General features: G+C 65.7%; 18 protein-coding genes. 11 read left to right on the top strand and 7 right to left on the bottom strand.

The annotated features are described in order from the left end of the window. From IC66_RS0122165 to IC66_RS0122155, 3 genes are all read right to left on the bottom strand, one after another. Positions 1 to 1,938, bottom strand: a 1,938-nt coding sequence (locus IC66_RS0122165; RefSeq protein WP_038949088.1) for a diguanylate cyclase domain-containing protein, incomplete at its 3' end; no start/stop codon positions are given. A 113-nt stretch (positions 1,939 to 2,051) separates the two neighbouring features. Further along, positions 2,052 to 3,461, bottom strand: a complete 1,410-nt coding sequence (locus tag IC66_RS0122160) for an MFS transporter (RefSeq protein WP_038949086.1) — start codon at positions 3,459 to 3,461, stop codon at positions 2,052 to 2,054. A gap of 139 nt (positions 3,462 to 3,600) precedes the next feature. Next, positions 3,601 to 4,107, bottom strand: a complete 507-nt coding sequence (locus IC66_RS0122155; protein WP_028143273.1) for a YciE/YciF ferroxidase family protein — start codon at positions 4,105 to 4,107, stop codon at positions 3,601 to 3,603. Between the two features lie 431 nt (positions 4,108 to 4,538). Here IC66_RS0122155 and IC66_RS0122150 point away from each other — a divergent pair, with 431 nt between their 5' ends. From IC66_RS0122150 to garD, 8 genes are all read left to right on the top strand, one after another. Further along, a complete protein-coding gene (locus IC66_RS0122150; protein ID WP_028143274.1) occupies positions 4,539 to 5,621 on the top strand; it encodes a lysylphosphatidylglycerol synthase transmembrane domain-containing protein in 1,083 nt (360 codons plus the stop codon). Between the two features lie 86 nt (positions 5,622 to 5,707). Then, complete coding sequence (locus IC66_RS0122145; RefSeq protein WP_038949085.1) at positions 5,708 to 7,660, top strand: hypothetical protein; 1,953 nt, start codon at positions 5,708 to 5,710, stop codon at positions 7,658 to 7,660. Between the two features lie 279 nt (positions 7,661 to 7,939). After that, positions 7,940 to 9,292 (top strand): MFS transporter, encoded by a 1,353-nt coding sequence (locus tag IC66_RS0122140; protein ID WP_038949084.1) that lies wholly within the window; start codon positions 7,940 to 7,942, stop codon positions 9,290 to 9,292. Between the two features lie 123 nt (positions 9,293 to 9,415). Continuing rightward, entirely contained in the window at positions 9,416 to 10,321 is a 906-nt protein-coding gene (locus IC66_RS0122135; RefSeq protein ID WP_018317334.1) for a LysR substrate-binding domain-containing protein, read from the top strand. Between the two features lie 129 nt (positions 10,322 to 10,450). Beyond that, positions 10,451 to 11,395 carry a 5-dehydro-4-deoxyglucarate dehydratase gene (gene kdgD / locus IC66_RS0122130; protein WP_018317335.1) on the top strand — a complete coding sequence of 315 codons (945 nt, stop codon included), beginning with the start codon at positions 10,451 to 10,453 and terminating at the stop codon, positions 11,393 to 11,395. Positions 11,396 to 11,419: 24 nt separating this feature from the next. Continuing rightward, on the top strand, positions 11,420 to 12,763 hold the full coding sequence (gudD, locus tag IC66_RS0122125; protein WP_038949083.1) for a glucarate dehydratase: 1,344 nt from the start codon (positions 11,420 to 11,422) through the stop codon (positions 12,761 to 12,763). A gap of 83 nt (positions 12,764 to 12,846) precedes the next feature. Beyond that, positions 12,847 to 14,295: an aldehyde dehydrogenase family protein gene (locus IC66_RS0122120; RefSeq protein ID WP_038949082.1), complete on the top strand. Its 1,449-nt coding sequence runs from the start codon at positions 12,847 to 12,849 to the stop codon at positions 14,293 to 14,295. A 124-nt stretch (positions 14,296 to 14,419) separates the two neighbouring features. Beyond that, a complete protein-coding gene (gene garD / locus IC66_RS0122115) occupies positions 14,420 to 15,961 on the top strand; it encodes a galactarate dehydratase (RefSeq protein WP_038949081.1) in 1,542 nt (513 codons plus the stop codon). A gap of 15 nt (positions 15,962 to 15,976) precedes the next feature. Here garD and IC66_RS0122110 read toward each other — a convergent pair whose 3' ends face one another. Together IC66_RS0122110 and IC66_RS0122105 are read right to left on the bottom strand one after the other, a co-directional pair. Continuing rightward, complete coding sequence (locus IC66_RS0122110; protein ID WP_038949080.1) at positions 15,977 to 16,717, bottom strand: hypothetical protein; 741 nt, start codon at positions 16,715 to 16,717, stop codon at positions 15,977 to 15,979. Between the two features lie 6 nt (positions 16,718 to 16,723). Continuing rightward, positions 16,724 to 17,611, bottom strand: coding sequence for a MipA/OmpV family protein (locus IC66_RS0122105; RefSeq protein ID WP_038949079.1), 888 nt, complete (start codon positions 17,609 to 17,611; stop codon positions 16,724 to 16,726). A gap of 350 nt (positions 17,612 to 17,961) precedes the next feature. Between IC66_RS0122105 and IC66_RS0122100 the strand changes: the two genes are divergently transcribed. From IC66_RS0122100 to IC66_RS0122085, 3 genes are all read left to right on the top strand, one after another. Beyond that, positions 17,962 to 18,642 carry a response regulator transcription factor gene (locus IC66_RS0122100; RefSeq protein ID WP_028143283.1) on the top strand — a complete coding sequence of 227 codons (681 nt, stop codon included), beginning with the start codon at positions 17,962 to 17,964 and terminating at the stop codon, positions 18,640 to 18,642. Beyond that, positions 18,639 to 20,003 (top strand): sensor histidine kinase, encoded by a 1,365-nt coding sequence (locus tag IC66_RS0122095; RefSeq protein ID WP_038949078.1) that lies wholly within the window; start codon positions 18,639 to 18,641, stop codon positions 20,001 to 20,003. The genes IC66_RS0122100 and IC66_RS0122095 overlap by 4 nt, the downstream gene beginning before the upstream one ends. A 195-nt stretch (positions 20,004 to 20,198) precedes the next feature. After that, complete coding sequence (locus IC66_RS0122085) at positions 20,199 to 20,468, top strand: hypothetical protein (protein ID WP_038949077.1); 270 nt, start codon at positions 20,199 to 20,201, stop codon at positions 20,466 to 20,468. A 52-nt stretch (positions 20,469 to 20,520) separates the two neighbouring features. On the opposite strand, the gene IC66_RS0122080 is transcribed toward IC66_RS0122085, so the two are convergent. Together IC66_RS0122080 and IC66_RS0122075 are read right to left on the bottom strand one after the other, a co-directional pair. Next, positions 20,521 to 20,907 carry a hypothetical protein gene (locus IC66_RS0122080; protein ID WP_081494309.1) on the bottom strand — a complete coding sequence of 129 codons (387 nt, stop codon included), beginning with the start codon at positions 20,905 to 20,907 and terminating at the stop codon, positions 20,521 to 20,523. A gap of 294 nt (positions 20,908 to 21,201) precedes the next feature. Further along, a complete protein-coding gene (locus IC66_RS0122075; protein WP_028143287.1) occupies positions 21,202 to 21,795 on the bottom strand; it encodes a DUF2147 domain-containing protein in 594 nt (197 codons plus the stop codon). Between the last annotated feature and the right edge of the window lies 1 nt (position 21,796).

Genomic DNA, 21,796 nt, shown 5'->3' with positions numbered 1-21,796 from the left:
GATCAGGTTCGGATTCTTGAACTGCACCGGCGACAAATTGACGGCGAGGTCGACATCGTCCGGCCATGTGGCGGCATCGGTGCAGGCCGAGCGCAGCACGAATTCGCCGAGCTGGACGATCAGTCCGGTCTCCTCGGCCAGCGGAATGAAGTCGATGGGCGCGATCAGGCCACGCTGCGGATGGTTCCAGCGCAGCAGCGCCTCGAAGGCGACGACGCGGCCGCTGGCGACGTCGCGGATCGGCTGATAATACGCCTCGAACTCGTCGCGCTGCACCGCCGCGCGCAGGTCCATTTCCAGGAGGCGCCGCGCCTGCGCGCGGGCATCCATGCCGGTCTCGAAGAAGCGATAGGTGCCGCGACCATCCGCCTTGGCGCGGTAGAGCGCGAGGTCGGCGTTCTTCAACAATTCGCTCGGATCGCTGCCGTCTTGCGGCGACAGCGAGATGCCGATCGAGACGCCGATCACGATCTGATGGTCGTCGATCTCGTAGGGCGCCGAGATGACCTCGACGAGGCGGCCGGCAAGCGATCTCGCAGCGGTTTCCTCGGAGCGACCGATCTGGACCACGGCGAACTCGTCGCCGCCCAGTCGCGCCACCGTGTCGCTCTCGCCGACCGTCGCCTTCAGCCTGCGGCCGACCTCCCTCAACAGCGCGTCGCCGATGGGATGGCCGAGCGAGTCGTTGATGTCCTTGAAGTGGTCGAGATCGAGACAAAGCACCGCGAGCTGATCGCCCGACCTGGTGCGGCGCAGTCCCTGCTCGAGCTGCTCGTGGAACAGCACGCGGTTCGGCAGGCTGGTCAGCGCGTCATGGCGCGCCATGTGCGAGATCTTGGCCTGCGCCTCCAGCCATTCGGTGATGTCCTCGAAGGTCGCGACCCAGCCGCCGCCCTGCATCGGCTGGTTGACGACCCGGATGGAGCGGCCGAACCGGCTGACGATGTCGGTCGTGGTGCGCCCCTCGCGCGCATCGGCCACGAGGCGGGCAAAGAATTCATCCGCGTCGCCCTGCCACTGGCCCTTGGCCTGCTCGTCCCTGAGCACGTCGACCAACAGGCGGCCAGTCAGCGCAATGTCGGTGCGGCGGAGCATGGCGGCATAGCGCTCGTTGAACAGCATGACCTTGCCGTCCGCGTCGAACATGCACAGACCCTGCGACATGTTCTCGAGCGCCGTATCCAGCACCATTTGCTGGGCGCCCAATTCACTCCTGGCGCGGCGGTCGAGCAGCGCGGCCACGAGCGCGATCGCGATGATCGCAACCGCCGCACTGGCCGTGAGGAAGGACAGCGACGCCGGCGGGATCGACAGACCGCCGATCGCGAGCGTCGGATCCGGCGTCAGCAGCACCGCGCCCATTGCGGTGAAATGATGCGCGACGATAGCGACGGTCAGCAGGACCGTCGCCGTCAGCGCATGGAAGAGGTCGTCGCGCCGCGCGGCCACGAACAGTGCAAGTGCCGCAAAGACAATTCCTGACAGCACCGAGGCGGCGACCGTGCTTCCGATCCAGTCCACGCGCGCCGGTATCTCCAGCGCCGCCATGCCGGTGTAATGCATCGCCGCGACACCGGTGCCGACGATGGCGCCGCCGAGAACGATCCCGACCGCCCGCGAGGACGACACGGCGATGCTCAGCCCCACGAAGGTCACGGAGATCGCAAAGACCAACGACAGGATCGTCACCGGGATGTTGTAGGCGCCCGCGCCTCCCGGTCCGTAGGCCAGCATCGCGATGAAATGCGTCGCCCAGATGCCGCAGCCGCTGACAGCGGCGTCGAGGCCGAGCCAGGCCAGACGGCCGACGCCTTGCGTCGCGCGCGCCCGGTGGAACAGGCTGATGGCCGCCGCGCTGGCGAGCAGGCACACCGCGCCGCCAAGCGCGACGAGCCGCCAATCGTGCTCTTCGGTGAGACAGTAGAGAATTTGATGCATCGCAGGCCTCTGATGGACCCGCACTTGACCCGATCAATATGGACAGGTGGTAACCGGCTACGCGCCTGTTGCGGCAATGGTGAACGGAAGATGTGTTCATTCACTCGGATTGTTCATCCTCGCGCCGGCGCACCGAGGCCGATCGCGATGGCGGCGAGCAGCAGGACGGACGCGGACACGACCAGCGCTAGATGCAGGCCCGCCATGAACGCCCCCTCCGCGGCCACCAGTGAGCCGAACAGCGCGACGCCGAGCACGCTGCCCGTCTGCCGCGTCGCGTTCAGAACGCCCGCCGCGATGCCGGAGCGCGCTTTGTCGACGCTGCCCAGCAAGGTCGAGGTCAGCGGCGGAACCAGCAGCCCAAGTCCGCCACTGATCGCGATCATCTGCGCGCAGATCGCCCAATAGCTGGTGTCGGCTTCGATCCACAGCAGGCCGAGACAGCCGACCGCCGACACGCTGGCACCGACGACGATGGTCGGGCACGGGCCAATGCGCTCGGCGAGGCGCGGCGCCAGCAGATTGACCGGCAGCACCGCCGCCATCATCGGCACGAAGGCGAGCCCGGTCCACCACGCCGACAGCCCGTTGATCCGCTGGAAGTACAGGCTGAGCACGAAGATCAGGCCGTAGATCGCGATGTTGACGAGCAGGCCGACCAGCGAGGTCAGCGCGAACAGCCGGTGGCCGAACAGCGACAGCGGCAGCATCGGCTGCGCCGCGCGGCTCTCGCGCCAGATGAAGAGCGCGACGAGACCGGCGGCCCCGACGAAGGCTGCGACCACGACCGGATGATCCCACCCGAGCGCACCGCCTTCGATGATCGCGCCGGCCAGCGCCCCCAATGCCCCGATCGCGGCCAGCTGGCCGGGCAGGTCGATCTCGCGCGAGCGGGCCCGCGTGGTCTCGCTGGCGTATCGCCAGCTCAGCCACAGGCCGGCGAGCCCGATCGGCAGATTGACCAGGAAGATCGCGCGCCAGCCGACCAGCGTGATCAGCGCGCCGCCGACGAAGGGGCCCGCGGTGAGCGCAAGGCTCGCTCCGGCAGCCCAGACCGCGACGGCACGGCCGCGCGCGCGGTCGTCCGGATAGGCATGATTGAGCAGCGCGAGAGAATTCGGCACCAGGATCGCCGCCGCCAGCCCCTGCACCAGCCGCGCGCCGATCAGCACGGCGGCATTGGGCGACAGCGCGCAGGCGAGCGAAGCCGCGGTGAAGATGGCGAACCCCGCCATAAAGACGCGCTTGGCGCCGATGCGGTCGCCGAGCGCGCCTGCCGTCAGGATGAAGGCGGCAAACGCGATGGTGTAGGCGCTGACCACCCATTGCAGCTCGGCAACGCCGCCGCCGAGCGTCCGGCCCATCGCATCGAGCGCGGTGTTGATGATGGTGACGTCGAGCTGCACCACGCCGTACCCGAGGCTCATCGCGGCGAGCGTGAGCGAGGTCGCAAGACGCGAACCGGCATGCGCTACGCCGGCTCCGTGGTCGAAGGTCTCATATTTGATGGTGCTCGCGCGCATGCTGCCACCTCGGTTGCAGCCCCATGCGGAATATACGCTTCTAGCCTGCCGTCATGCTTCGATAACGACCGAACGATGACGTAATGCATGCAAACGCCGCGCGGACACCGCGCGGCGCCAATGCTGGTCAAGCCTAAGCTTAGCTGGCCGCGCGCAGGTTCACCTTGCTCTCTGCGAGCTTGGTGAGCTTCTGGTCGGTCGCCTTCTCCTCCTCCAGCGTCTTGGCGAGCACGGTCGCGCAGTCGTTGCGGCCGAGCTGCTTGGCCCAGGCGATCAGGCTGCCGTAGCGTACGATCTCGTAATGTTCTGCGGCCTGCGCCGCGTTGATCAGGGCGGCGTCGAGCACCGCCTTGTCGGCGACTTCGCCGGCGGTCTCGTCGGCCTCCTCGATGATGCCGTCGATCGCCGGACAGTCGACCGCCTTCACGGGGACGCCGTGCATCTTGAACACTTCTTCGAGCCGCGCGACGTGCTGCTTGGTTTCTTCGAGGTGCGTCAAAAAGCCCTGCTTCAGCTGCGGATCGGTGGCCTTACTGGCCATCTTCGGCAGCGCCTTGGTCAGCTGCTGCTCGGCGTAATAGATGTCCTGGAGCTGATGCACGAACAGGTCGTTCATGGTTTTGATGTCTTTTGTGAACAGTCCCATCGTTCCGTCCTCTTCCGGTTCTGTGGAACACGAAGGCAGCGGCTTGCACGAAAAGCCGCTTATTCCACCATGTTCGGTTGCTGATGGGGCCCCAACGAGCACGCGGTATCGACGTTCCAAAAAAGACCCGGCTGGCTTGCGCTGGAACAATGCGGACGGCGCCGGCATCTGAAATCATGTCGGCATACGAAACGCGCGGGGCCGAGCCGGTTTCACGACTCATATGCTTAACGCGCCGCCGATGTGAACCGCGTATGACAAAAGTGACCGGTCCGACGCAGAACCAATTGTTGTCAAGGGCTGCACAAGCCGGTGTTTTTGCCTTAAATGAGCTGGATCATGCCCAGCGATCGATGCCTGCTTTTGGCCGTGATCGTACCCGACTGGCCAATGTCTGGCCGGGTCGGTCTTGCCCCCCGCCGGGAGGATGAATGCACGGACTGCTGCCCGCGCTGAAACGCGGCTTCAAGAGATGGATCGGCTGGCGACGGCTCGGAGTTGCCGCGAGCATCTTCATTATCGCCTTCGCGATCACCTCGCTGGTGCGGACCCTCAAGGGCATCGATACCGGGGTCATCCTGACTGCGTTAACCGAGATTCCCCGCGGCAGCATCGGGCTGGCGGCGATCTGCGTGTTCTTCGCGTTCTGTACGCTGACCTTCTACGATTTTTTTGCACTGCGAACGATCGGCAAGAAGCACGTTCCGTACCGCATTGCGGCGCTCTCCAGCTTCACGTCCTATTCGATCGGCCACAACATCGGCGCCACGGTCTTCACCGGCGGCGCAATCCGCTTCCGGATCTATTCGGATTACGGGCTGAACGCGATCGACGTCGCCAAGATCTGCTTCCTGTCGGGCCTGACCTTCTGGCTCGGTAACATCTTCGTGCTCTCGATCGGCATGGCGATCCATCCGGATGCGGCGTCCTCGATGGACCAGCTCCCCTCCTCGATCAATCGGCTGATCGCGCTCGGCGGCCTTGCCTCGATCGGTGCCTATCTGGTCTGGCTCTGCATGGGCGAAAAGCGGCGCGAACTCGGCCAGAAGGGCTGGAAGGTCGTTTTGCCGTCGGCGCCGCTGACGCTGGTCCAGATCCTGATCGGTGTGGTCGATCTCGGCTTCTGCGCCACGGCGATGTACCTGCTGATGCCGGCCAATCCGCCGATCGACTTCATGTCGCTGGCCGTGGTGTTCATCCTGGCGACGCTGCTCGGCTTCGCCAGCCACGCCCCCGGCTCGATCGGCGTGTTCGATGCCGCCATGCTGCTGGCGTTGCCCGAATTCGGGCGCGAGCAGCTTCTGGCGACGCTGCTGGTGTTCCGCATCCTCTATTTCGTGATCCCGTTCGGCCTCGCCATCTCCATCATGGGCACGCGCGAGCTCTGGATGAACGTGGTCGAGCCCTGGCAGGAGCGGCGGCGGCTGGCGGAGGCCTGCGCGCAGGCCAATCTGCCCAAGCAGGTGACGCCGATGGAGCGCGAGCGGATACTGCGCCAGGCCAACAAGCGGTAGGCCACGATCTGGACCCGGAGGGGTTGCGGGGGGCGGAGCAATGCTCTCTTATTTCCGCCTCAACTTTGCCGTTGAAGACGCGGGCCATGATCCCTGTATTCCTTCGTACCCTCTCCGCAGGCGCCCTGTTGCTTGCCGGGATTCTGACGGCCATGCCGCCCGAGCGCGCGAGCGCTCAGGACGCCGGCGCCCTGCAGATCAATTGGGAGGTGCGTAACCGCTTCCGGCTGTTCCGAGAGGAGCGCGACTTCCTGCTCCATGTCGAGAACGCGCGCAACCGCAGCATCCTGGCGGCCGAGCAATCGCTGGAGCTCCAGAGCGAAGGCCGCGGGTGGGCCCGCAACATGGTCAATCGGCTCTGCATCGACCTCCAGGGCCGGGTCAACCAGCCCTGCACCCGCGACACCACCAAGGAAAACTACCTCACCCCGATCGATCACCCCGTGACCGTCCGTCTCGTTGGCGCGGTGCCGGTCGGCGCCACCTGCGCCTGGTCGTTCGACGACGGCGACGGGCCGCAGCAATCGACCTTCGACTGCGCCGAGCCGATCAATTTGCGCGTCCGCTACGGCAAGCAGACGGTCGCGACCGTCGACGTCTCCTCCGGCTCCGATCCGACCCAGCGCGTCCAGACCGAGATCCAGGTGCGTGACATCTTCGTCGCCGGCCTCGGGGACAGCATCGCGTCCGGCGAAGGCAATCCGGACCGGCCACTGGCGCTGTCGGACGAAGGATTTTGCTTCCGCTCCTATCTGGGCACCGCCGGTGCGCAGTACTACCGGCCGAGCCGCCACGGCTTCAAAGGCGGCCGCGCCTGCGAGGCGCCGGACACGCTCGCCAACTGGCAGCGCTACAGCGCGCTCTGGTTCAACTCGCCCTGCCACCGCTCGCTCTACAGCTACCAGACGCGCACCGCCCTCGCACTCGCGGTGCGCTACACCCACATCGCAGTGACCTACCTGCCGCTCGCCTGCACCGGCGCCAGCATCGGTGACGGCCTGCTCGGCTCGCAGCGCGCCCGCGAATGCCCACCCGGCAAGACCGGTGTCTGCAACACCAGCGTGAACGCACAGGTCGCCGAGTTGCGCGAGGCGCTCACCGCGGCGAAGAAGCGCCAGCCCGATCGCACGCTCGACCTCGTGCTGCTCTCGGTCGGCGCCAACGACGTCTATTTCTCCGGCCTCGTCGCCGACGTGATCGTCGAGACCGCGACCGAGCGCGCGCTGTTCCGCCGCTCCGGCGTGATGGCGAGCGTCGACGATTCCCGCGATGCGCTGGCGCGCGAACTGCCGCAGAATTTCGTCAAGCTGCGCGAGGCGCTCAAGCCGCTGGTCGGCGGCGACCTTTCGCATGTCGTCTATGTCTCCTACGCCAACCCCGCGCTCGCCGACGGCGGCGTACCCTGCCGCGGCGGCCGGGCCGGCTTCGACATACATCCGGCCTTCAACGCCGATCCGCAGCGCCTTGCCCGCGTCTCGACCTTCGTCGATACCGAGTTCTTGCCGCAGCTGAAGGGGCTTGCCACCTGCACCCGCGGCGCGCTGTGCCGCGATCCCGAAGCCGACCGCATGACCTTCGTCGATGCGCATCAGGCGGCGTTCGCCGATCACGGCTTCTGCGCCCATTCGGGCAACGACCCCGAATTCGACCGCAGCTGCTTTGCGGAGAACGGCCAGAGCTTCAATCCTGATATCGTGAGCGCGGCGAGCCAGCCGATGCTGTGCGGCCGCGGCGCCTCGGAATACCGCGCCTATCTGCCCCGCGCGCGCTGGATCCGTGACGCCAATGACAGCTATTTTGCCGCGATGACCTATCCGCAGGGATTGCCGGCGGCGAGCCAGCCGACCGACATTCACGACGCGACCTGGGGCGTGCTCTCCGCCGTCTATGGCGGCGCGGTGCATCCGAGCGCGGAAGGGCATGCGGCGATGGCGGATGCGGCGCTGCCGGCCGCGAGCGCGGTGCTCGGGCTCGATGCCGTGCCGCCGGGCGTCACGCGCGGATTTCTGCCGCAGCTGTTGCCGAGCGCAAAGCAGTAGAAGCGCGATCCAGTACGCCGTGACGGCAGTGATTGAATCGAGACGCCTCGGCGTACTGGATTCCCCGCCTTCGCGGAGAATGACGGCGGAGTGCGTGGTGTAGCGCGCTGCCACAAACTGCACTCGCGCAATCTCACTCCCTTACCATCGTTCCCCGCTACCTGCCGTTTCATCAATCCAAAAACGGTATCGATCGATACCCCCTTGAACTTGGACACTTTGCCGCGCGCGCCTCTAGGAGTCGGATCGAGGAAACATCTCGACTTGAGGAGCCGCCTGATGAGCGCAGTGGTGTCCGCAGCGGACGTGAGGAGGTCTCGCGTCAGGCTGTTCATCGTGACCATGTTGTTCCTGGTCACCACCGTCAATTATGCCGACCGCGCCACGCTGTCGATCGCAGGCCCCGCGCTGTCCAAGGAGCTGCATCTCGATCCCGTCGCCATGGGCTGGATCTTCTCGGCGTTCGGCTGGTCCTATGTCGCGGCGCAGGTACCGGGCGGCTGGCTGCTCGACCGTTATGGCTCGCGTCTCGTCTATGCCTTCAGCATCATCATCTGGTCGCTGTTCACGCTGATGCAGGGCTGGGTCGGCTTCCTCAGCGCCGGCACGGCTGTTGTCGTGCTGTTCGCGCTCCGCCTCCTGGTCGGCGTCGCGGAAGCGCCCTCCTTCCCCGCCAACGCCCGCATCGTCGCGGCGTGGTTTCCGGGCAACGAGCGCGGCACCGCGTCGGCCTTCTTCAACTCGGGACAGTATTTCGCGACCGTGATCTTTGCGCCGCTGATGGGCTGGATCGCGCACGCCTATGGCTGGCGCTTCGTGTTCTTCGTGATGGGCGCGCTCGGCATCGTCATGGGCTTCGTCTGGCTCAAGACCATCTACGGCCCGAAGGAGCATCCTTCGATCAACGATGCCGAGTTCGACTACATCAAGGAGGGCGGCGCGCTGGTCGATCTCGACGCGCCCAAGGATGATCTGCCGCGCGCGCGTGCGCCCGAGGCCGGCTCCGGCTGGGACCACATCCGCCAGCTGCTCTCCGACCGCATGATGCTCGGCGTCTATCTCGGCCAGTATTGCATCAACACGCTGACCTATTTCTTCCTGACCTGGTTCCCCGTCTATCTGGTCAAGGAGCGCGGCCTGTCGATCCTGCAGGCCGGCTTCGTCGCGACGCTGCCGGCGCTGTGCGGCTTCATCGGCGGCGTGCTCGGCGGCATCATCTCGGATGCGATCCTGCGCCGGACCGGCTCGCTGACCATGGCGCGCAAGATCCCGATCGTCGGTGGAATGCTGCTGTCGATGTCGATCATCGCCTGCAACTATGTCGATGGACAGGCGCTGGTGGTCGGCTTCATGGCGCTCGCCTTCTTCGGCAAGGGCATCGGTGCGCTCGGCTGGGCGGTCGTCTCCGACACCTCGCCAAAGGAAGCCGGCGGCGTCTCCGGCGGCCTGTTCAACACCTTCGGCAATCTCTCCTCGATCACCACGCCGATCGTGATCGGCTACATCCTGGCCGCGACCGGCTCCTTCAACGGCGCGCTGGTGTTCGTGGGCCTCAACGCGCTGGTGGCGGCGTTCGCCTATCTCGTCATCGTCGGCAAGATCGAGCGGGTGACGCTCAAACGTTCCTCCTGAGGGCTCCCGACGGGAGCTTGACCAGGCAACTCAACGGCGGCCCAAAAGCCGCCGTCTTTGTTTTGGGGATGATCGATGCTAGAAGTACCGGGGAAACGCCTTATCCATCTAAGGCATGTATCGATGTTCGACCTCAACCAGCTCCGCTGTTTCGTCACGGTGGCGGAGGAACTGCATTTCGGCCGCGCCGCGACGCGGCTGAACATGACCCAGCCGCCGCTGTCCCGGCAGATCCAGGTGCTCGAGCACATCATCGATGCGCCGCTGCTGGAGCGCACCAGCCGCTCGGTGCGCCTCACCCCGGCGGGGCGCAGCTTCCTGCCGGAGGCGCGGCGCATCCTCAAGCTTGCCGAAAGCGCCTCGCAGGTCGCCCGCCGCATCGCGCTCGGCAAGACCGGCTCGCTGAAGATCGGCTTCACCGCGGCCGCGGCCTATGGCTTCCTGCCGGAACTGGTCGCGGCCTGCCGCGCAAAACTGCCCGAGGTCGATTTCTCGCTGAAGGAGATGGTGTCGGGCGACCAGTTCGAGGCGCTGACCTCGGGCCAGATCGACGCCGGCCTGCTCAGGCCGCCGATCGCGCGCCCCGAGCTCACCAGCCGCCGCGTCGTCGCCGAGCCCCTGCTCGCCGCGATCCCGAAGAAGCATCCGCTCGCCAATGCCGACAGCATCACCATCAAGGATTTCGACGACCAGCCCTTCGTGATGTATTCGCCCTATGAGAGCCGCTACTTCCACGATCTCCTGGTGGCGCTGTTCACCCGTGCCGACGTGCTGCCGCGCTACGTCCAGCATCTGAGCCAGATCCACTCGATCCTCGCCATGGTGCGCGCCGGCCTCGGCCTTGCCATCGTGCCGGCGGCGGCTGCGAGCCTGAAGATTTCCGACGTGCGCCTGCGCCCGCTGAAGCTGCGCACGCGCGTCCCCGTCGAGTTGTTCATGGTCTGGCGCCGCGACGACGAGAATCCGCTGCTGTCGGCGCTCGTCAAAATCGCGGGCGAACTGGCCTCTGCGGAGCCCGCGGAAGATTGATGCTGATTTCGCATCGGTCGATATAGGCTTTGGCTTGGACCCGCATCGAACGGTCTCCTAAACCACGGCGCATGGACGCGCAGCCTTCTGCTTGCGTCCTCCACAACACGCAATGAGGGAGCCGCGCCCATGAGCAAGATGACCCCGCAGGAAATGGCCCAGAAGATCGGATCTGGCCTCCTGTCTTTCCCCGTCACGCCCTTCAAGGCTGACTACTCCTTCGACGAGGCGACCTATCGCGCCAACATGGACTGGCTGTGCGGCTATGATGTCGCAGGCCTGTTCGCCGCCGGCGGCACCGGCGAATTCTTCTCGCTGACGCCGACCGAGGTCCCTGAAGTCGTCAAGGTCGCCGTCGACGAGACCAAGGGTCGCGTGCCCGTGCTCGCCGGCACCGGCTATGGCACCGCGATCGCCCGCGAGATCGCAATCGGCGCGGAGAAGGCCGGCGCGGACGGCCTGCTGCTGCTGCCGCCCTACCTCACCCACTCCGAGCAGGAGGGCCTTGCCGCCCATGTCGAGGCAGTCTGCGCCGCCGTGAAAATCGGCGTCATCGTCTACAACCGCGACAACGCGATCCTGCAGCCCGACACGCTCGCGCGGCTTGCCGAGCGCTGCCCGAACCTCGTCGGCTACAAGGACGGCATCGGCGACATCGAGCTGATGACCCGCGTCTACACCAAGCTCGGCGATCGTCTCACCTATGTCGGCGGCCTGCCGACCGCCGAGACCTTCGCGCTGCCCTATCTCGACATGGGCGTGACGACCTATTCCTCGGCCGTGTTCAATTTCGTGCCGGAATTCGCCACCAACTTCTACGCCGCGGTGCGCAAGCGCGACCATGCCACGATCCAGGCCGGGCTGAAGGACTTCATCCTGCCGCTGATCGCGATCCGCAACCGCAAGAAGGGCTATGCCGTCTCGATCATCAAAGCCGGCATGAAGGTGATCGGCCGCGACTCCGGCCCGGTCCGCCCGCCGCTCACCGACCTCACCGAGCAGGAGATCGCCGAAGTGACCGCGCTGGTGAAGAATCTGCCCGCCATCCGATCGACACAACAGGCGGCAGAATAGGGCGACAACAGCGAGGAGCGAGCGATGGCCGTGACCGATATCTCTGGCGCCCCTGTCGTCACGGCGATGCAGGTGATTCCGGTCGCGGGCCGCGACAGCATGCTCCTCAATCTGAGCGGCGCGCATGCGCCATTCTTCACCCGCAACATCGTCATCCTCACCAACAATGCCGGCCACACCGGCGTCGGCGAGGTGCCGGGCGGGCAGAAGATCTGGCAGACGCTGCAGGACGCGCGCGATCTCGTGATCGGCAAGACCGTCGGCGCGCTCAACAACATCCTCGCCGACGTCCGCACCGCCTTCGCCGACCGCGACGCCGGCGGCCGCGGCAAGCAGACTTTCGATCTTCGCGTCATGATCCACGCGGTCACCGCGATCGAATCCGCACTGCTTGATCTGCTTGGCCAGCATCTCAACTTGCCCGTCGCCGCGCTGCTCGGCGAAGGCCAGCAACGCAATAGCGTCGAGACGCTCGGCTATCTCTTCTTCGTCGGCGACCGGCGCAAGTCGAAGCTGAACTACGTCCAGGGCGAGACCGGCAAGTCCGAATGGTTCAATCTCCGCCATCAGGAGGCGATGACCCCGGAGACCGTGGTGCGGCTCGCGGAAGCCACCCACGACCATTACGGCTTCGCCGACTTCAAGCTGAAAGGCGGTGTGCTGCGCGGCGAGCAGGAGATCGAGGCCGTCACCGCGATCGCAAAGCGCTTCCCGAACGCGCGCGTGACGCTCGATCCCAATGGCGCCTGGTCGCTCGACGAGGCGATCCGCCTCTGCAAGGACATGCACGGCATCCTCGCCTATGCCGAGGACCCCTGCGGCGCCGAGGCCGGCTTTTCCGGCCGCGAGATCATGGCCGAGTTCCGCCGCGCCACCGGCCTGCCGACCGCGACCAACATGATCGCCACCGACTGGCGGCAGCTCTCCCATGCGCTGCGTCTCGGCGCGGTGGACATTCCGCTCGCCGATCCCCATTTCTGGACCATGCAGGGCTCGGTGCGGGTGGCGCAGACCTGCCGTGACAACGGCCTGACCTGGGGCTCGCACTCCAACAACCATTTCGACATTTCGCTGGCCATGTTCACCCATGTCGGCGCCGCCGCCCCCGGCAAGGTCACTGCGATCGACACCCATTGGATCTGGCAGGACGGCCAGGCGCTCACCAAAGAGCCGCTCCAGATCAAGGGCGGCAAGATTGCCGTCCCTGATAGCCCGGGCCTGGGTATCGAAATCGACAGGGCCGCCATCGACGCGGCGCATGACCTCTACAAGCAGCATGGACTCGGTGCCCGCGATGACGCTATTGCCATGCAGGACCTGATCCCCGGCTGGACCTTTGACGACAAGCGTCCGTGCCTCGTGCGTTAGACAAACTTCAGGCATGATCCCGGAAAAGTGGGCACCGGTTTTCCGATAGGGATCATGCCCCTTAAACGACTTGGAGGAATGAGATGACTGCGATCCTGAAGAACTTCATCGGCGGCGAATGGGTCGACGGCTCCGGCGTCACCAGGAACATCAACCCCTCCAACACCAACGACGTCGTCGGCGAATACGCCAAGGCCGACAAGGCGCAGACCGAGAAGGCCATTGCAGCCGCCAAGGCCGCCTTCCCCGCCTGGGCGCAGTCGACGCCGCAGGTTCGCTATGACGCATTGAACAAGATTTCCCTCGAGATCCTCGCCCGCAAGGAAGAGCTCGGCCGCCTGCTCGCGCGCGAGGAGGGCAAGACGCTCCCCGAGGGCATCGGCGAGGTCGCGCGTGCCGGCCAGATCTTTGCGTTCTTTGCCGGCGAGGCATTGCGCCTGATCGGCGAGAAGGGCGCCTCCGTGCGTCCCGGCCTCGACGTCGAGCTCACCCGTGAGCCGGTCGGCGTCATTGGCATGATCACGCCCTGGAATTTCCCGATCGCGATCCCGGCCTGGAAGATCGCGCCCGCGCTCTGCTACGGCAACACCGTGGTATTCAAGCCGGCTGAGCTGGTGCCGGGCTCGGGTCACGCGCTGGCCGAGATCATCACCCGCTCCGGCATTCCCGCCGGCGTGTTCAACCTCGTGGTCGGCTCCGGCTCGGTGGTCGGCCAGACCCTGCTCGACCACCCTGACGTCGCGGCGATCTCCTTCACCGGCTCGGTGCAGACCGGACGCAAGATCGCGCAGGCCTGCGTGCTCTCGAACCCGATGAAGAAGTTCCAGCTGGAGATGGGCGGCAAGAATCCGCTGGTCGTGCTCGACGACGCCGACCTCAAGACCGCCGTCGAGGTCGCCGTCAACGGCGCCTATTTCTCCACCGGCCAGCGCTGCACCGCCTCCTCCCGCCTGATCGTCACCGAAGGCATTCACGACCGCTTCGTCGCGGCGGTGGCCGAGCGCCTGAACGGCCTGTCGGTCGACGACGCGCTCAAGGCCGGCGTGCATATCGGCCCCGTCGTGGACCAGAGCCAGCTCGACCAGGACCTGCGCTACATCAAGATCGGCCAGGACGAGGGTGCGAAGCTGTCGTTCGGCGGCGAGTTGCTCAAGCGCGAGAACCCCGGCCACTACCTGCAGCCGGCGCTGTTCACCGAAGCCAACAACAACATGCGCATCGCGCGTGAGGAGATCTTTGGCCCCGTCGCCGCCGTCATCCGCGCCAAGAACTACGAAGAGGCGCTGGCGATCTCCAACGACACCGAGTTCGGCCTCGCCTCCGGCATCTGCACCACCAGCCTGAAATACGCCTCGCACTACAAGCGCAACAGCGAGTCCGGCATGGTGATGGTCAACCTGCCGACCGCCGGCGTCGACTATCACGTGCCGTTCGGCGGCCGGAAGGGCTCGAGCTACGGCGCCCGCGAGCAGGGCTCCTACGCGCGCGAGTTCTACACGACGGTGAAGACGGCTTATACGTTCCCGGGCTGACCACCGGGAAGATATCGTAGGGTGGGCAAAGCGAAGCGTGCCCACCGCTTACGTTCGGTATGAAGCATGGTGGGCACGGCGCGTTGCGCCTTTGCCCACCCTACGGCTTCGGAGGCAAGCGCAGATGGACCAGGACGTCGCAGCGAAAGAGCAGCCCCGCTACATCAAGCTCAACGAGCGCGACAATGTCGCGATCGTGGTCAATGATTTCGGGCTTCCCGCCGGCTCCCGCTTTGCCAGCGGCCTGACACTGCGCGCCTTCGTGCCGCAGGGGCACAAGACGGCGCTGGTCGACATCGCGCAAGATCAGCCGATCGTCCGCTACGGCGAGGTCATCGGCTTCGCGCTGTCGCCGATCCTGGCCGGCGAATGGGTCGACGAGGCACGCATTCGCATGCCGGATGCCCCCGACCTCGACAAGCTCGAAATCTCGACCGCCGTCCCCGCCCCGCTGCCGCCGCTCGAGGGGTTCACCTTCGAAGGCTATCGCAATCCGGACGGCTCGGTCGGCACCAAGAACATCCTCGGCATCTCCTCTTCCGTGCAATGCGTCAAGGGCACGATGGAATATGCGGTCAAGCGAATCCGCGCCGAGCTGCTGCCGAAATACCCCAACGTCGACGACGTCGTGCCGCTGACGCATGCCTATGGCTGCGGCGTCGCCATCACCGCGCCAGACGCAGTGATTCCGATCCGCACGCTGCAGAACATCGCGCTCAATCCGAATTTCGGCGGCGAGATCCTGGTCGTCGGCCTCGGCTGCGAGAAGCTCGCACCGGAGCGGCTGGTGCCGGAAGGCGTCAGCGATGCCATCGTGCGCATGCAGGACGAAGCCTTCGACGGCTTCGGCGCCATCGTCGATGCGATCATGACGCAGGCGGAGGCGCGGCTGAAAATTCTCAACAAGCGCACCCGAGAGACCTGCCCGGCCTCCGATCTCGTCATCGGCCTGCAATGCGGCGGCAGCGACGCCTTCTCCGGCGTCACCGCCAATCCCGCCGTCGGCTTCGCCGCCGACCTCCTGGTGCGCGCCGGCGCTACCGTGATGTTCTCTGAAGTCACCGAGGTGCGCGACGCCATCCAGCTGCTCACCCGCCGCGCCATCAACGAGGACGTCGGCCGCGCGCTGGTGCGCGAGATGGCCTGGTACGATTCCTATCTCGCGCGAGGCGGCGCCGATCGCAGCGCCAACACCACGCCTGGCAACAAGAAAGGCGGCCTCGCCAACATCGTCGAGAAGTCACTTGGCTCGATCGTCAAGTCCGGCTCGAGCGCAATCACCGGCGTGCTCTCGCCCGGCGAGAAGGCGACGCAGAAGGGCATGCTGTTCGCGGCAACCCCTGCCTCCGACTTCATCTGCGGCACGCTTCAGCTCGCCTCCGGCATGACGTTGCAGGTGTTCACCACCGGCCGCGGCACGCCCTACGGCCTTGCGGCCGCGCCTGTCATCAAGGTCGCGACCCGCAGCGAGCTGGCGCGGCGCTGGAAAGACCTGATCGACTTCGACGCAGGCCGCATCGCCACCGGCGAGAAGACCATCGAGGAGACGGGTTGGGACCTGTTCCGCCTGATCCTCGATGTCGCCTCCGGCCGCACCAAGCCATGGTCGGACCGCTGGGGCATCCACAACGATCTGACGCTGTTCAATCCCGCGCCGGTGACCTGAGGCCGCCAGCCGGCTTCACTGACCACCGATCAGATGCATGTCGTCCAGCGTGACGGGCAGGCTGCGCGTGATGAGATCCGCAATCGCCGCGCGCAGCCGTTCGCTCGAAGCCGGACCGTCAAACGTCCCGTCCACCGGCCCGCTCGGGCCGGCGATCCCTATGGTCCCGGTGTTGTCGAGCGGCGCGGCCGCCCTCTTCTCGATCACGTCGAACGTCTTGCCGTCGATGACGCGGACCTCGTACAGCGCGTGGATCAGGCCGTAGTCCGCAAGCAGCGTCCGGTATTCGGCGATCCCGACCCCCTCGACGTTACGACCGTTTCCGAGTTTCGATTTCGCGCGGGTAATGACGATGTACGCATCCAGTCCCTGGGGCGTGACGTCGGTGCGAACCAGCTCCTTGAACGGATCGCTCCGCAGCAGATTGACGGGCGTGACCGCCGAATCTCTGACAGCAGCGAAGGCGGCGCGGGTGTAGTTGACGGCCTGAACGCGATAGCGTCCGCCTAGCAGCCGGGTGACCTGCTGGACGATCAGCTCATCCAGCCCCCATGCACTGATCGAGGCGCTTTGCCCGGTGGAGCCGAGCTTGGTAAGGCCTGCCTGTGAAAGGCTCATCTCTTCGCCGATGGCGGAGACGATGCCCACCGTCTTGATCGCCTGGAGCCGGCTCGCCCGCGTCTCGAACGCCGCCGCGGCGCCGAGGGCGACGCAAGCGGCTGCGAGGCCAATCCATAGAAAAGCAGTGCGACGCATGGTGACCTATCGGATCCTGAAATCGAACGAATACGACGCGCCGAGACCGACGGTGGTCTGGTTCGACGATCCCCGCAGCTTCACCAGCGGACTGTCCGCGGCATCGCCCAGCAGCTTCTCGTACTCGACATAGGCATGGACCTCCCACTGCGGATTGATGCGATAGGAGACCTGGCTGCCGAAGCCGACCGAGTGCGCGCCGCCCCTGGCGTTGTATGACGGCAATCCCGACGCCAGCGCCTGCGCGGCGTCGACGCCGAAATAGGGAGCGGTCGCCTTGGTGCTTTTCCAGGTGAAGCGCGGGCCGGCCGAGATCGTCAACCTCTGAATCAGCGGCACGATGACGTCGGCAGAGATGTCGGCGACGGTGCCGGTATGGCCGCCCACGCCCTGGCGCAATTCGCTGCGCAGGCGGAGCCAGTCGACCGGATAATATTCGACGAAGCCGCCAAGCTCGTAGGCGGCTTCGACGTCGCCAAGGCCGGTCAGCTCGGCATATTTGTCGGCCTTGCGCGAGGCGACGTATTTGAACGCAGGCCCTGCGCGAAAATTGCCGACGTCGAGCAGCGCGATGCTGGCGCTGTCGCGCGGCCCGCGAAACTGGTCGATCGATCCGGCGCGGCGAATGGAGAAGATCGGGATCGGCATGAACCTGCCGTTCTTCGATCCGACGAAGTCAGGCATGTACTCGCCGCCGATGCCGACCATGACCGTCCAGTTGCCGGAAGGCGAAGGCAGCATCGGCAGCTCGAAGGGCGGCGCCGGCAGCGTGAACGCGGTCTGCGCCGATGCGGATTGAGGGATCGCCATGATCGCGCCGAGTGCGGTGAGCAAGGTGGTCGTGAGCCGCACATTCACCGTGAGGCGAAGAGCGGCGTCGTCAAAATGCTTCATTACAGGGCCCCGGACCGGCCTTCCTGGCCTGGTCGACTCGTGTGGTTGGAGCTCCAGTATGTGGTCCGGCAAAATTGCCCCAAGATTGCAAGCCGAAAACCGCCGCCCCACCATGCTCCCGGCGCGCACCTGGCGACGGCCGCCGAACCAACATTGCCCGAACATTGCCGCGCGGCGCTCACGCCGCCAAACTTTGACCGCCGGTGCCGGCCAGCGCCGTCACCGCTGCCTTTTATTCGCCAAGCTCGCTGCCTTTATGGGAACCCTGCGCAGGAGCCGAAACGCCAGACTTCGGCCAGGGAGCGTCACGCTCGGGGTTTTGTTGCCCAGCAGAGTCAAGGACGACCCGCGTGCGTTCCCTCGTAATCGAAGACGAACCGCAGATCGGCGCCTATGTCAGCCGCCTGCTCGGGCAATTGCACGGGATCGTCGATCTCGTCGGCTCGATTGCCGATGCCCGCCAGGCGCTGGACAATTTCAAATATGATCTCGCGATCGTCGACCGCATGCTGCCCGACGGCGATGCGCTCCAGGTGGTCACGGCGCTGAGCCGATCGCCGGAACGCCCCGCCATCATCATGTTGACCTCCAAGGACGCCAAGGAGGATGTCGTCGATGGCCTCAACAGCGGCGCCGACGATTATCTCGGCAAGCCGTTCGAGCCGCAGGAGCTGATCGCGCGGGTGCGCGCGGTGCTGCGGCGACCCCGGCTGCTCGCCCCTTCGGTGCTGTCGCTCGGCAATGTGGAGCTGCATCTCGGCAGCAACGAGGCGGTGGTTGCCGACACCAAGATCCTACTGCGGCGGCGCGAGGCGCTGATCTTGGGGGCGCTCCTGATGCGGCGCGACCGCGTCATCACCCGCGCCGCCCTAATCGAGGAGATCTATGGCTTCGACGACGAGATCGAATCCAACACGCTGGAAGCTCAGGTCTCCCGGCTAAGGAAGAAATTGCTCGAACTCGGCGGCGATGTCGAGATCCGCAGCATGCGAGGCATCGGCTACATCCTGCGGCTGGCGCCGCCGCGATGACGTCGATCGCCCGAACGTTTGCGCTGTCGCTCGGCATCGCCGCGACAATGATCTTCCTGATCATGGTCGCGATCTTCGTCTCGAGGTACCCGCTGGAGGAACGCGAGTTCAGGGCCTGCCGGGTCGTCGCCGCTGTTCTCGATCGCGCTACCGAGATCGATGGGCGAAACCTGACGATACGCCCGACTTCCGCACTCGCGGAGTTGAAGGCCGACAGCCCGAACCTCTGGTACGTCGTGTCCGCAGGCGACATGGTCAGCGAGTACGGCAGCGAACGCCGGCCGGCCCTGCCCTTCGCCTTTCCCTATCACGGGCCTGTCGGCTCATCGGTCTTCAACACACTCGACCAGAAGAGCACCTTCTGCCTCGCCGTCGCGCAAAGGGGCTCATTGCAGCTCGCGATGATGGTCGGCGAGCCTCAGGTCCGCTTCGGACGAATGGCCGGGAACTTCCTCGTCAACAGGATTTTTTCGATCATCCTGGTGGCGCTGGCCTTTGCGGCGACCGTCGCCATCGGTTCGGCGCTTGCTGCACGTTTCGTCTCGCGCGGGATCGAACGGGTGGCGCTTCGCGCGCTCGCGATCGACCCGTCGGCACCGCAAGGTCTGATCTCCCTGTCCGAGGTCCCTCGCGAATTGAAGCCATTGGTCGAGGCGCTGAACCGCGCCTTCGGCGAGATCGATGCCTATATCAGGATGCAGCGCCGCTTCCTCGGCAATGCCGCCCACCAGCTGCGCACGCCGCTGACGCTGCTGCGCGCGAAGGTCGAGGACGTGTCCGAGCCGGCCCTGAAGGTCGAGCTGGTGCGCGACATCAGGCGCCTGACGTCGCTGGTCTCCGCCATGCTGGACCTGGCGCGGCTGCAAAATCATGCGATCGAAAAACGGCCGATCGATCTCGCCCAGATCACGCTGGACGTGCTGGCCGATTTCGGCCCCTCGGCACTGGACGCCGGCATCGAGCTCGCGCTGGAACAGGCCGAGAAAGGTCCGCTCCTTGTGCAGGGCGTGGATGCCGCGATTCGCAGCGCGCTTGCCAATCTCGTCGGCAACGCGCTCATCCACGCCCATGGCGCGCGACGCATCGTCGCCACGCTCGGCCGCGACGGCGTCTCGATCGACGACGACGGCGCGGGCCTGCCCGATGGCGCGGAACACAAACTGCTCGAGCCGTTTCAGACCGGCAACACCGCCGGCGACGGCGCGGGCCTCGGCTTGTCGATCGTCCGCGAGATCATGGCGGCCCACGGCGGCGAGCTGATCATCTCCTCCACGCCTGGCCGCGGCACGAGCATGAGCCTGCGCTTTCCCGTCGCCGCCGCGCCGACCATATCTGCGCAGCTGGAGTTGCAGACAAGCTAGCGGCGAGCTGCTTCGATCGATGCGGCGAAACCGTCCGGAAACACTGGCGCCAAAAACTTCTTCCTCGTTTCGTCGTTGCGCATCAAGCAATCAATATGTTCGTCGACGGCCACGGGAATGTTCTCTCACAAGCGAACCTGGCCCGGCATCGCCACGACCAAACCTCCGATTGACATCTTCAACGGAGATTTTCCAATGCGTGTTCTCACAATGATTGCCGTCGCCAGTGCCGCGATTGCGAGCTCGACCGGTGCTTTCGCCAGTGAGCTTCCCTCTTACGAAGTGAAGTCGCTGCCGATCTCGGCGATGCAGGTGCAGGTGCTCGGCGGCGCCGGCGTCGAGGAGCAGTCGACCGCGCCGGCGATGACCGTCGCCGGCATGCCCGCCTCGCCCGCACAGGTCTCGGTGTTGTCGCCGCGCGTGAAGCAGCTTGCGAGCGCCGGCTCGGGAAGCGAAGCGCGCTAAGCCTCCCCTTCGCCTTCGGCGCCTGCATCCGATGCGGGCGCCGTCAGCGTTTTCAGGTCATGCTGCCCGGCATGAAGCAACGCACCCGCGGATGGCCGTCGATATAGTGCTTCCACACCATGGTGCGACCGATCTTGTTCGGCACGGTGATGACGGCACCGTCGGGCACCACGACCCACTCGTTGTCGATGCGGACGCGGAAGCGGCCGTGATCGGACTCCCAATCGACGTCGGCAATGACGTAGCCGTCCGCATCCGTGCAGCATTGCCCGTATTCGCTGTACAGGCTCTCGAACCAGGGCTTCAACGGCGAGTTGGCATAGCGTCCGTCATCGCGCGCCTGCGCCGATGTCGTCACGAGCGCGGCCAGGCCCAGCAAGGGCGCCGCATACAATCTTGCAGGTCGCAATCTTGCAAGTCGCAATCTTGGAGGTCGCATATCGTCTCCGCGGGTCGACGTGATCGCCGCGTGGGACAACGCACGCCGCCCGCCTTCCGCAGCTTGCGCGAAAGGCGCGGAGGGCAGCGACTCATTCCCCCAGCAGCTCTGCGGATAGCTATGCAAATCCGGCGCCAGCATGCATTCCGGGCAACTACTGGAGCGGGCCCGCGGCGCATTGGTCTTTCGGCGGATATGGCCCCCGCCGACTCTCCGTCGTCCCGCCTGCGCGAGGAATGACGACAATGTGCGGAGCTACTGCCGATCAGGCGGCCCAGCGCGCGACGGACACCCTTACTGCTTGGGCGCCGGCGCCATCATCGTGCCGCCACTCTTCTTCGTCGGCGCCGGCGGCTTGGTGGCCGCAGCCTGCGCGGGCAGATATTTTGCGACGATGGCGGGATCGACCTGGGCGATGTTGGTGTCAGGCAGGCGCGTCCAGGCCTCGTCCTTGCCGAGCAGCGCGATGCCGAGATAGCCGCGCAGGGTCAGGGTCTGGCCATCAGGACTGACCTTCATGTTGGCCTTCCAGATCTGGCCGTCGCGCGGATTGAGAACGTTGCCGCCTTCGTACTTCAATCCGTCGCGCTTCATGTTGCGGACGAAGGAGATGCCGAGCACCGGTGCGTTCTTGCGATCGTCGGTGCACTTGGCGCAGATCTCGTTCGGATCATCGCCGGGCCGCGGGAAGGTCTTTGCGATCACGCCTTCGAAGATGCCGTTATGGTCGATGAAGAGGAACCATCCGACCGTCTTGCCGTCCTCGACCTTCTGCCAGAGGCCCGCCGCCGTGGGCTCGGCGATTTGTGCCGCAGACGGCGTCACCGTCGCGAGCGACAATGCGAGCGCGAGGAAGGGGAGCAGCCGAGAGCTGGAAAAAATCCGCATT

This window comes from Bradyrhizobium genomosp. III (assembly GCF_000261705.1).
Taxonomy (GTDB): Bacteria; Pseudomonadota; Alphaproteobacteria; order Rhizobiales; family Xanthobacteraceae; genus Bradyrhizobium; species Bradyrhizobium ottawaense.
This window is presented reverse-complemented; position numbering and strand designations above follow the sequence as displayed.